11 protein-coding genes are annotated in these 11,231 nt (G+C 46.4%); 4 read left to right on the forward strand and 7 right to left on the reverse strand.

What is annotated here, in order from left to right; translation table 11 throughout:
• Positions 1 to 34 precede the first annotated feature (34 nt).
• The 5 genes from rlmE to carA are packed head-to-tail and all read right to left on the reverse strand — an operon-like array spanning position 35 to position 5,953.
• On the reverse strand, positions 35 to 652 hold the full coding sequence (gene rlmE, locus B2W60_RS04775) for a 23S rRNA (uridine(2552)-2'-O)-methyltransferase RlmE (RefSeq protein WP_292362365.1): 618 nt from the start codon (positions 650 to 652) through the stop codon (positions 35 to 37).
• 1 nt (position 653) lies between these two features.
• Positions 654 to 1,121, reverse strand: coding sequence for a DUF4149 domain-containing protein (locus B2W60_RS04780; RefSeq protein WP_292362364.1), 468 nt, complete (start codon positions 1,119 to 1,121; stop codon positions 654 to 656).
• The gene (gene greA / locus B2W60_RS04785; protein WP_292362363.1) at positions 1,122 to 1,598 is read right to left on the reverse strand and encodes a transcription elongation factor GreA; all 477 of its coding nucleotides are present in this window, start codon (positions 1,596 to 1,598) and stop codon (positions 1,122 to 1,124) included. It lies immediately after the preceding gene.
• Positions 1,598 to 4,816 carry a carbamoyl-phosphate synthase large subunit gene (gene carB / locus B2W60_RS04790; RefSeq protein ID WP_292362362.1) on the reverse strand — a complete coding sequence of 1,073 codons (3,219 nt, stop codon included), beginning with the start codon at positions 4,814 to 4,816 and terminating at the stop codon, positions 1,598 to 1,600. Before carB ends, greA begins: the two co-directional genes overlap by 1 nt.
• 6 nt (positions 4,817 to 4,822) lie before the next feature.
• Positions 4,823 to 5,953 carry a glutamine-hydrolyzing carbamoyl-phosphate synthase small subunit gene (gene carA / locus B2W60_RS04795; RefSeq protein ID WP_292362361.1) on the reverse strand — a complete coding sequence of 377 codons (1,131 nt, stop codon included), beginning with the start codon at positions 5,951 to 5,953 and terminating at the stop codon, positions 4,823 to 4,825.
• A gap of 166 nt (positions 5,954 to 6,119) precedes the next feature.
• Between carA and hemB the strand changes: the two genes are divergently transcribed.
• Both hemB and aroE read left to right on the forward strand, forming a co-directional pair.
• A complete protein-coding gene (gene hemB / locus B2W60_RS04800) occupies positions 6,120 to 7,130 on the forward strand; it encodes a porphobilinogen synthase (protein WP_292362360.1) in 1,011 nt (336 codons plus the stop codon).
• A gap of 2 nt (positions 7,131 to 7,132) precedes the next feature.
• On the forward strand, positions 7,133 to 7,954 hold the full coding sequence (gene aroE, locus B2W60_RS04805) for a shikimate dehydrogenase (RefSeq protein WP_292362359.1): 822 nt from the start codon (positions 7,133 to 7,135) through the stop codon (positions 7,952 to 7,954).
• Between the two features lie 45 nt (positions 7,955 to 7,999).
• Here the strand turns inward: aroE and B2W60_RS04810 are convergent, their stop codons facing one another.
• On the reverse strand, positions 8,000 to 8,458 hold the full coding sequence (locus B2W60_RS04810; protein WP_292362358.1) for a Spy/CpxP family protein refolding chaperone: 459 nt from the start codon (positions 8,456 to 8,458) through the stop codon (positions 8,000 to 8,002).
• A 180-nt stretch (positions 8,459 to 8,638) separates the two neighbouring features.
• Here B2W60_RS04810 and B2W60_RS04815 point away from each other — a divergent pair, with 180 nt between their 5' ends.
• Both B2W60_RS04815 and B2W60_RS04820 read left to right on the forward strand, forming a co-directional pair.
• The gene (locus tag B2W60_RS04815) at positions 8,639 to 9,325 is read left to right on the forward strand and encodes a response regulator transcription factor (protein WP_292362357.1); all 687 of its coding nucleotides are present in this window, start codon (positions 8,639 to 8,641) and stop codon (positions 9,323 to 9,325) included.
• Positions 9,325 to 10,668: an ATP-binding protein gene (locus B2W60_RS04820; protein WP_292362356.1), complete on the forward strand. Its 1,344-nt coding sequence runs from the start codon at positions 9,325 to 9,327 to the stop codon at positions 10,666 to 10,668. Before B2W60_RS04815 ends, B2W60_RS04820 begins: the two co-directional genes overlap by 1 nt.
• Before the next feature lie 24 nt (positions 10,669 to 10,692).
• Here the strand turns inward: B2W60_RS04820 and sodC are convergent, their stop codons facing one another.
• Positions 10,693 to 11,205, reverse strand: coding sequence for a superoxide dismutase [Cu-Zn] SodC (sodC, locus tag B2W60_RS04825; protein ID WP_292362355.1), 513 nt, complete (start codon positions 11,203 to 11,205; stop codon positions 10,693 to 10,695).
• Positions 11,206 to 11,231 lie beyond the last annotated feature (26 nt).

Below are 11,231 nucleotides of genomic sequence, written 5' to 3' on the forward strand. Positions count from 1 at the left end.
TTTGTTACCCCTAGTAACGTTAGTCTTTTTACTGTCATTTCAATCCACGTCCGAGTAGATATACTTCACGGCTCCGTGCGCGTGAGGCATCTGGTTTACGGGTAGTCACTTTAGTAAAGTGAGTACGCATGGACTTCAAAAAATCATCAAAGCCTTCACCCTGAAAAACTTTGACCAGAAAATCGCCCTGTTTACTTAAGTTATTAATTGCAAAATCCAAGGCCAACTCAACCAGATGCATACTGCCTGGCTGATCTATCGCATCCACACCTGTCATATTGGGGGCCATATCCGATAATACAAGGTCTATCGATTGTCCGGCCAATACTTCATTCAACTGATCCAGTACATGGTCTTCACGAAAATCACCTTCAATGAAATGCACTCCGCTCAGTGGCGTCATTGGCAAAATATCCAATGCAATGACTTTACCTTTGTCACCGACACGATGCAAAGCATAATCAGACCATCCACCGGGAGCAGAACCCAAATCGACAACCGACATGCCATGACGGATTAACTTATCTTTCTGATCGATTTCTTCCAGCTTAAACGTCGCTCTGGAACGATAACCTTTCTGCTGAGCTTTTTTGACATAAGGATCGTCAAAATGTTCTCTAAGCCAATTATGACTGGATTTACTTCGCGCCATATCAGGTCTGCCGTGCAGTATGTTGTTTATCGGTACTCAATACCAGCAACAAACCGGCAATGCTTAACATCAGATACAAATTTTGACTCAGCATATGCAGACGTTCGAAACTCCCGGCAAGCTCTGTATTCATACGCCAATTATCGATGGTTTTGATACTGGCCATTTCAGGTTGAATATACATACTGAATATCAATGTAATCATCAGCATGACAATCAATACCCAGAAGCGCCATGAATGTATCGCCCTGCCCCGCTGGATACTCAGTTTACCGAGTAAAATTAATGTTCCACTGATGAGACCAATTACATTGACAGCAAAAAACAGTTTAGCGGCATATTCGGCAGCAACCAGTGTTTCAAGGCTGACAAAAGCAAGCGGAACTGCCAGATAACCAATAGACCATAATGCACCTACCCACAATGTCAGTAACAGGCGTTCGCCGATGGTTTCAGAGAGGTTCAACATTTAATCCAGATAATGGATGCCGGTAATTTCATATTCAATCGCCCCACCAGGAGCCTGAACGGTTGCAATATCATCGACTTCTTTACCAATCAAAGCACGGGCAATCGGTGATGAAATGGAAATACGGTTCAATTTAATATCCGACTCGTAATCACCGACAATTTGATAACGCACTTCATCATCAGTATCGATATTCAACAAATCCACTGTCACACCAAACACAACACGACCGTCTTTTGGCAGGGCAGTTGGATCAATTACCTGACAATCAGCCAACGTTGATTCCAACTCCTGAATACGACCTTCTGTGAAGCTTTGCTGCTCACGTGCGGCATGGTATTCAGCATTTTCTTTTAAATCACCATGAGCGCGCGCTTCAGAAATCGCATTGACTATAGCTGGACGCCTGATGGTTTTCAGTTCATGTAGTTCATCTTTCAGTGCCTGGGCACCACGCTGGGTAATTGGAACGGCCATTAAATCAATTCTCCATGTAATGACTGTAAACGATTCACTGAAACGCTGTCTTCACAATGCAAGGCCAGAATCGTGGCACGAGCAGCAGCCAGAGTCGTGGTGTAATTCACCTGATGTTGCAATGCCGCGCGGCGGATCTCTCTGGAATCGGCTACGGCCTGGCGACCTTCAGTTGTGTTCACAATCAGAGCGATTTCATCGTTTTTGATCATATCCACGATATGCGGTTGACCCTCTGCGACTTTCTTCACTCGTTCGCAAGGCACGTCAGCCTCCATCAACGTTTGCTGTGTTCCACGAGTCGCCAGCAACGAAAAGCCTAAGCCTAACAAATCTTTGGCAATCTTGATAACCGCCTGTTTGTCTGCGTCGCGAACCGAGATAAAGGCTTTACCACCCACTGGCAGGCTGACAGAAGCCGCCAGCTGTGATTTGGCAAAGGCTTCGCCAAAGGTCCGTCCAACGCCCATGACTTCACCAGTGGATTTCATTTCCGGCCCCAGAATCGGGTCAACACCCTGGAATTTAATGAATGGGAAAACGGCTTCTTTGACAGAATAATAAGACGGAATCACCTCTTCAGTAACACCCTGCTCTGCCAGACTCATGCCCGCCATGCAACGTGCAGCCACTTTCGCCAAAGGCACACCGATGGATTTTGACACATAGGGCACGGTACGTGATGCACGTGGATTCACTTCCAGTATAAAGATACGGTCGCCCTGTATAGCAAACTGCGTATTCATTAAACCAACTACACCAAGCTCAAGCGCCATTTGTTTTACCTGAACCCGTAACTGGTCCATGATTTCCTGGCTCAGGCTGAATGGTGGTAACGCGCAGGCAGAGTCGCCTGAATGCACACCAGCCTGTTCAATATGCTCCATAATGCCGCCGATAAGCACTTCCTTACCGTCACATATCGCATCCACATCAACTTCAATCGCATCATCCAGGAAACGATCCAGCAATACCGGAGAATCGTTGGAAACCGATACAGCGGTCTGCATGTAACGTTGCAGTTCTTCTTCGTTGTAAACAATTTCCATCGCACGGCCGCCCAAAACATATGAAGGACGAACCACGAGTGGATAACCAATCTCGGCAGCCAGTGAAACAGCAGTATCGACTGAATGCGCCAAACGATTTGGCGGCTGCAGCAAACCAAGTTTTTCGACCATTTGCTGGAAACGTTCGCGATCTTCCGCATGGTCAATCGCATCCGGAGACGTACCAATAATCGGCACACCTGCCGCTTCCAGAGCACGAGCCAGTTTTAATGGTGTTTGCCCGCCAAATTGCACAATCACACCTTTAGGTTTTTCCAGTGCAACAATTTCCAGCACATCTTCCAGCGTCAGCGATTCAAAATACAGACGATCTGATGTGTCGTAATCGGTGGAAACGGTTTCCGGATTACAGTTGACCATAATGGTTTCATAACCATCATCGCGAAGTGCAAGCGCCGCATGAACACAGCAATAGTCAAACTCAATCCCCTGACCGATACGATTTGGTCCGCCCCCCAAAATCATAATCTTGTCACGATCGCTCGGATTGGCTTCGCACTCTTCATCATAAGATGAGTACATATACGCCGTAGATGTTGAGAACTCTGCCGCACAGGTATCAACACGTTTGTAGACGGGCCGTACGCCCATCGCATGACGATGGCTGCGGAATTGTTTTTCGGTTTTATGCAGCAATTTGGCCAGTCGTGAATCCGCAAAACCTTTACGTTTCAGCGCACGCATTTCCACTTCATCGATATCGTTCAATGAACGTTCTTTAAGCTGATTTTCAATTTCCACCAGCTCCTGAATCTGAATCAGAAACCATGGATCGATATGTGTCAGTTGCTGAACTTCATCAAAGCTCATCCCATAACGGAACGCATCACCGACATACCAGAGACGATCCGAACCCGGCAGGCTTAACTCACGACGTAACACTTCAGCGGCATTTTCCGCTTTCAGATCCAGAATTTCGTTAAAGCCATCCCGATCCGTCTCCAGACCGCGTAACGCTTTTTGCAGGGATTCCTGGAAGTTTCGGCCAATCGCCATAACTTCACCGACAGATTTCATCTGTGTGCTCAGACGATTATCTGCCAATGGGAATTTTTCAAAGGTAAAACGTGGGATCTTGGTCACCACGTAATCAATTGTCGGTTCAAACGACGCAGGCGTTGCACCACCGGTAATGTCGTTTTGCAATTCGTCCAGGGTATAGCCGACCGCCAGCTTGGCAGCCACTTTGGCAATCGGAAAACCGGTTGCTTTGGAAGCCAATGCAGAAGAGCGTGAAACCCGCGGATTCATTTCGATAATAATCAAACGCCCGGTTTCCGGATTCACTGCAAACTGAACGTTCGAACCACCGGTTTCCACGCCAATTTCACGCAGAACGGCCAGCGAAGCGTTACGCATGATTTGGTATTCTTTGTCGGTCAATGTTTGTGCCGGAGCCACGGTGATTGAATCACCGGTGTGAACCCCCATTGCATCCAGGTTTTCAATAGAACAGATAATGATGGCGTTATCTTTTTTGTCACGCACCACTTCCATCTCGTACTCTTTCCAGCCGATAATTGATTCTTCGATCAACAATTCGGAAGTCGGACTAAGATATAAGCCACGCTGACAGATATCGATAAAGTCTTCGCGGTTATACGCAATACCGCCACCACTACCACCCATGGTGAATGACGGACGGATAATGACTGGAAACCCGAACTTCTGTTGGACTTCCAGCGCTTCATCCAATGAATGTGCAATATCAGATTGCGGCATATCCAGGCCGATCTTGCGCATTGCGGCCCGGAACAAGTCACGATCTTCGGCTTTATTGATCGCTTCACTGTCAGCGCCAATCATTTCAACGCCGTATTTTTCCAACACACCATGTTTTTCCAAGGCCAATGCACAGTTGAGGGCTGTTTGACCTCCCATGGTCGGCAGAATGGCGTCAGGACGTTCCACTTCAATGACCTTGCTGACGGCCTCCCAGGTAACCGGTTCAATATAAGTTGCATCCGCCATATTGGGGTCAGTCATGATCGTCGCGGGATTGGAATTGACCAGAATAACCCGGTACCCCTCTTCACGCAGTGCTTTACAAGCCTGTGCGCCAGAGTAATCGAACTCGCAGGCCTGACCGATAACAATCGGACCAGCACCCAGAATAAGAATGCTTTGAATATCAGTACGTTTCGCCATGGTGTGTTATTTACCTGTCGCTTGTTCGAGTAGGTCGATAAAGTGATCGAATAGAGGGGATGCGTCCTGCGGTCCAGGACTGGCTTCCGGATGTCCCTGAAAGCTGAATGCCGGTTTGGTTTTATGATGGATACCCTGCAAGCTACCATCAAATAGAGAACGGTGCGTGGTTTCAACCGTATCCGGCAAGGTGGATTCATCTACGGAAAAGCTGTGATTCTGACTGGTAATCATCACCAATCCTGCCAACAACTCCTGTACCGGATGGTTGGCACCGTGATGGCCGAATTTCATTTTTTCGGTTTTTGCGCCACAGGCCAAAGCCAGTAACTGGTGACCTAAGCAGATACCAAAAATCGGCATCTCTTTGTCGAGGAAATACTGGATGGCTTTGATAGCGTAATCGCAAGGTTCCGGGTCACCTGGGCCATTGGCCAGGAAAATACCATCCGGATTAAGTTTCATCACTTCTTCAGCTGGCATTTGTGCTGGTACAACGGTCAATTTGCAGCCACGTTCAGTGAGCATACGCATAATATTTTTCTTGATACCGTAATCATAGGCAACCACATGAAAACGCGATTCAGCTTTGCGCGACTGGTTGTCGATATGCCAGACACCCTCAGTCCATTCATAAGCCTGTTTGGTAGAAACTTCTTTGGCCAAATCCATGCCTTTCAATCCGGCAAAGTCTCTGGCAGCAGCAATAGCGGCATCGACATCAATATTGTCACCGGCAACGATACAGCCTTTTTGTGCACCTTTTTCACGTAACAGACGTGTCAGGCTGCGAGTATCAATACCGGCTAATCCCACGACATTGTGGCGCTCCAGATATTTATCCAAAGCCTCTTCACCACGCCAGCTGGACATTACCGGGGACAGTTCACGAATAATCAGACCACTGGCATACACCTGGTCAGATTCTTCATCATCTTTGTTGACTCCAACGTTGCCGATATGCGGATAAGTCAGAGTCACAATTTGGCGGCAGTATGACGGATCGGTAATAATTTCCTGATATCCTGTCATCGCGGTGTTGAAAACCACTTCACCAACTGACTGACCCACAGCACCGATCGATTCGCCGTGAAAGACCGTGCCATCTTCAAGAGCAAGTAGCGCAGTTGTACGCAAGGGGAACCTCCACCAGATAAAAAAGGAACAGGGGAAAGGACGTTCTCCCCGGACAAAATCTTTGCAATTTTAGCCCATCTGCTGCCAATGCGTCCACGCTAAAAACGATGACAAGTTATCTTACCAGCGGTAGTATGAAGCGCAGCTTATTCACCTGGCAGAACTTATGACCCAACAGTTTTTTAATTTTTCCGGTTTTCCACAGCAAAGACCGCGCCGTTTGCGCAAAGATGACTTTTCCCGGCGGCTGGTTCGCGAACATAAATTAACTGTCGATGATCTGATTTATCCCTGCTTTGTGCTTGAAGGGCAAAATCAGCGGGAAAAAGTTAACTCAATGCCTGGCGTGGAAAGACTGAGTATTGATTTACTGCTTAAGGAAGCAGAAACCATTCATAAATTGGGCATACCAATGATGGCATTGTTTCCTGTAACCCCGTTGGAGCAAAAATCACTTGATGCTGCCGAAGCATTTAACCCGGATGGGTTGGCACAACGCGCAGTTAAAGCGCTGAAAGAAGCCTTTCCGGATTTAGGTGTGATGACAGATGTTGCACTGGACCCCTTCACCACTCATGGTCAGGATGGTCTGATAGATGACAATGGTTACATTATGAATGACGAGACTGTTGACGTATTAATCAGACAAGCTCTCTCTCACGCAGAAGCTGGAGCCGATGTGGTTGCTCCCTCCGATATGATGGATGGGCGAATCGGAGCGATCCGTAATGCTTTGGAAAATGCCGGTCATATTCATACCCGTATCATGGCTTATTCAGCCAAATATGCCTCCAGTTTTTATGGACCTTTCCGTGATGCCGTAGGCAGTGCGGGTAACCTGGCCGGTGGCAACAAATTCAGTTATCAAATGGATCCGGCCAATTCGAATGAGGCCCTGCATGAAGTCGCGTTGGATATTCAGGAAGGCGCAGATATGGTAATGGTCAAACCGGGCATGCCCTATCTGGATGTGTTGTATCGGGTAAAACAGACCTTCCAGAAACCCACCTTTATTTATCAGGTCAGCGGTGAATACGCGATGCTCAAAGCGGCTACACTCAAAGGCTGGCTCAGTGAAGAGGTGATCATGGAAAGTCTGCTGGCTTTTAAACGCGCTGGCGCCGACGGTATTCTCACCTACTTTGCCAAAGATATTGCGAACAAATTACAACGCTGAACATGACAGATAAATACGCAGTAATCGGCAACCCGATCCATCACAGTAAATCACCATTGATTCATGCTGAGTTTGCCAGACAAACGGCTGAAGATATTGAATACACGGCGATTGAAGTCCCACTGGAAAATTTACAGAACAGTCTGCAACAGCTGCGTGATGTTCTTAAATTAAAAGGTCTCAATGTCACCGTACCATTTAAGGAACAGGTATGGGCAATGGCCGATCATCGTTCAGCCCGAGCCGAACTGGCTGGTGCCGTAAATACCGTTATCTTTAATACTGATGGCTCTCTGTTTGGTGATAACACTGATGGTGTAGGCCTATGCCGTGATTTAACGGTCAATCATCAGATTTCACTTGATGGTAAAAGGATTTTATTGCTTGGTGCCGGTGGTGCTTCACGTGGCGTGATTGCCCCATTACTGGAATTTCAACCTGCCACTATATTTATTGCCAATCGAACCGCGGAAAAAGCCAAACATCTGGCAGAACAGTTTGATAAGGCTGGCAATGTAAAAGGTGGCGGATTCAGCGATATTCAAAGTGAATTTGATGTGGTGATTAATGCCACTGCCGCCAGTCTGCAAGGCGAGGTCCCACCGTTGCCTGACTCAGTGCTGGCAAAAGGCGCCTGTTGTTATGACATGATGTACAGTGATAAAGACACGGCATTTATTCAATGGGCCAAAGCACATTCTGCCGCCAAAACAATTGATGGACTGGGTATGCTGGTTGAGCAGGCTGCAGAAGCTTTTCATATCTGGCGTGGCGTGCGTCCACAAACAGCTTCCGTGATAGCACTGCTGAGAGAAGCTCCCTAAAACCTCATCCTGCATAAACTTACAGGATGAGGATAGATTGATATTTTAATCCTGCTTTCTTTGTTCGTACTCAGCTATTTTGTCTTGCAACTGCTGCTTTTGCTCTGTTGTTAACACATTGAAAATTGCATTATTTAATTTGGCTCTTTTAGCTAATTTTTCTGCATGAGATTCTGTAGCATCGTTGATTATGGCTTCAAGCTTGTTTTGATCCAGACGATCATTAAAGGCCAATCGATTTAATTTCCTTTGCAACTCCCAGTGTGCCTTCATCTCATTTCTTTTATCTGTCTGCTGGGCATCAACTAATTCTTTAATTTCAGATTTTTGTGCTTCAGATAAATCAACGCCCTGTAACATGCGTGGTATGCCATCATGCTCTTTATGCTTCTTCATCTCGGCATATTTCTCTCCTTCACCACAACTTTTATGTTTATCGGCCATGGCAGGGGCTGCTAAAAATAAAACTGGAATCAAGCTGAGCGTTATTAATTTAATACGCATTTAGTTTCTCCTGAGACGGTTAGTTTAAAAAATACTGTCAACTGACAGGTTGCAGACAGTATTGACGGATAAACTGTTAATGACTGTTTTGATATGTAAATTCAGGTAAAACACTGATTTACAAATAGCTGATTAAATTTTGTGAACGTATTATTACGTTAAAAATAACAGGAAATATCTGTGAGCAAAGTATTAATAATTGATGATGATGTGATTCTTTCTGGCCTATTTCAAGACTATCTTGAGGAAGAAAAATTTCAGGTTCGTACTGCAGATACAGCAACCGAAGGTCTGCAGCTTGCTTTGCAAGGTGAGTTCGACATTGTGATTCTTGATGTGATGTTGCCGGATATGAGTGGTACCGAAGTATTAAAAGCCATACGCAAACAGAGTCATGTTCCTATATTGATGTTCACCGCCAAAGGTGACGATGTGGATCGCATTATGGGACTGGAATCAGGTGCTGATGATTATGTTCCCAAACCCTGCACACCAAGAGAATTAATTGCCCGCATTAAGGCCATTTTACGCCGCAGCGAAATTACCCGACAGCAGCAACAGGATGAATCTGTCATTCAAACCGGGCCCTTACAGCTTTGGCCGCAACTTCGTAAAGCATTATGGTTTGATAGTGCGCTGGAGCTGACCAGTACCGAGTTCAGTCTGCTTGAAACACTGGCCAGAAATGCCGGACAGGTGGTCAGTAAAAATGCGTTATCCGAAGCAGCACTTGGTCGTCCTCTGGCAAGGTTTGACAGAAGTATTGATGTGCATATGAGCAGTATCCGGCATAAGCTCGGTCAGCAAGAAGATGGCCATTCCTATATTCAGACAGTTCGTGGCAAAGGATATCAACTGATTAAATAATGCGTAGTTTATTCTGGAAATTCTTTTTTGCTTTTTTGCTGGCCTTACTGCTGACCAGTATCGGGGTGGCCAGCGGCATGTGGTTACGTCACAATGCAGAGCGTCAGTCTTTTGAAGCTATTCCGGTACAAGTCGGCTGGAAAGCGGCAGATCTGGTTGATAGCGCCTCCGATATAGTGCGATATGCAGGCATCGAACCTCTGAAGAAATATCTTCGCGATCAACAGTTTAATAACATTACTATCTTTGCAATCACTCAAGATAATAATGATATTCTGGGCCGGGAAGTTGATGAAAATCTGCTCGCATCGACACGACAATTACTCTTTGAAAACCAGAGAATCCGTTCTGTTCGCCAGGCGATATCCGAAGATGGCCGGGCAATATTAATATTCATACCTTCACCAGAAAAACTTGGCCAGCAGTTTGCTCCGCCTAAACGGCCCAAACCGCCGCCACTTATATTGTTATTGAGTATGTGGCTGCTTTCGGGATTGTTATTCAGCAGTTTGCTGGCCTGGTGGTTCACCAAGCCGATCCGCATTCTACGCAATGCCTTCGATGATGTGGCTGATGGCAAACTGGATACCCGTATCCGTCCTGCAATGGGCAAACGTCGTGATGAATTAGCGGAACTCGGCCAAAACTTCGACCGCATGACCAGTCGTATCGGTCAGTTACTTAATGCCCAGAAGCGCTTGTTACATGATGTTTCACATGAGTTGCGTTCTCCGTTGGCACGTATGCAGGCGGCTATTGGACTGGCTCAGCAAAGCCCCGATAAAACAGCCAAAATGCTGGATCGCGTAGAACGTGAATCAGAACGCATCGATCATCTGATTGGTGACCTGCTGAATTTATCCAGAATAGAAAATCCGACCAGTGAAAATGATGAGCGGCAACACTTCGATCTCACCGGGATACTAACGGATATTATTGAAGACGCGCGTTTCGAGGCACAAAACAAAGCTATTCAAATCCAGCATAATACGTTTAACCATATCAACCTGTTTGGACGGGTTGAACTGATACATAGCGCTATCGAAAATGTATTACGAAATGCCATTAAATATTCACCGCAAAACGGAATTATTCAACTTACTGTTGAGAAATCATCAAAATACATTTCAATCAAAATAGAAGATCAGGGGCCGGGCATTGCAGAGCAGGATTTACAACAGATTTTCCAGCCATTCTTTCGCAGCCGGGATAACCAACATCATAATGGCATTGGTTTGGGACTGACCATCGCTCATCGTGCAATTGAAATTCATGGTGGTGAAATTACGGCAGCAAACAGGCAGGAAGGTGGACTCAAAATAGCCATTGTGCTTCCCGCCTGAAGCCGAGTAAATTATTTTAAAAAGTTAGTTTGTGACCCCACAGGCCACTCTTGCTCCACCACCACCTAGTGGTTTGGGATGATCAGAGTGATTGTCTCCACCAGCATGTACCATCAAGGAACGACCCTGTAAATCAGCCAATGTAAGCCGCGGAGCCAAAACAGGGTGTGTCGCCGTGCCGTCTTCAGCGACATATAGCGGCGGTAAGTCACCTGCATGACCGCTGCCCCAAGGAGTATCATGTTTACCGGTATTGTAAGGGTCATAATGTCCACCAGCAGCCAGGGCTGGAACCAGCTCACCGTCTTTTTCAGCCGCATCACAACTCGGATTCTCATGAACGTGGAACCCATGCAAGCCCGGGGTTAAGGCTTTTAAGTCCGGCGTAAAGACTAAGCCAAAAGCAGATTGATGTACTTCTACACTGCCCAGACTTTTACCCGTTCCCTGCTTATCGACTTCAAACAGCTCGACTTGGGTCTCTGCCATTGCCGCAGAAGAAGCCAGCGCAACTATGATGCTCGTCAGTATTTTCATCATTTACTCCTGAATAAAGGTGACAT

Origin of the sequence: Methylophaga sp. UBA2496, from assembly GCF_002341635.1 — a bacterium.
Lineage (GTDB): Bacteria > Pseudomonadota > Gammaproteobacteria > Nitrosococcales > Methylophagaceae > Methylophaga.

What these genes read in the sequence shown, in the direction of transcription:
- rlmE (WP_292362365.1), bottom strand. Translation starts at nt 652, where the DNA reads ATGGCGCGAAGTAAATCCAGTCATAATTGGCTTAGAGAACATTTTGAC.
- B2W60_RS04780 (WP_292362364.1), bottom strand. Translation starts at nt 1,121, where the DNA reads ATGTTGAACCTCTCTGAAACCATCGGCGAACGCCTGTTACTGACATTG.
- greA (WP_292362363.1), bottom strand. Translation starts at nt 1,598, where the DNA reads ATGGCCGTTCCAATTACCCAGCGTGGTGCCCAGGCACTGAAAGATGAA.
- carB (WP_292362362.1), bottom strand. Translation starts at nt 4,816, where the DNA reads ATGGCGAAACGTACTGATATTCAAAGCATTCTTATTCTGGGTGCTGGT.
- hemB (WP_292362360.1), top strand. Translation starts at nt 6,120, where the DNA reads ATGACCCAACAGTTTTTTAATTTTTCCGGTTTTCCACAGCAAAGACCG.
- aroE (WP_292362359.1), top strand. Translation starts at nt 7,133, where the DNA reads ATGACAGATAAATACGCAGTAATCGGCAACCCGATCCATCACAGTAAA.
- B2W60_RS04810 (WP_292362358.1), bottom strand. Translation starts at nt 8,458, where the DNA reads ATGCGTATTAAATTAATAACGCTCAGCTTGATTCCAGTTTTATTTTTA.
- B2W60_RS04820 (WP_292362356.1), top strand. Translation starts at nt 9,325, where the DNA reads ATGCGTAGTTTATTCTGGAAATTCTTTTTTGCTTTTTTGCTGGCCTTA.
- sodC (WP_292362355.1), bottom strand. Translation starts at nt 11,205, where the DNA reads ATGAAAATACTGACGAGCATCATAGTTGCGCTGGCTTCTTCTGCGGCA.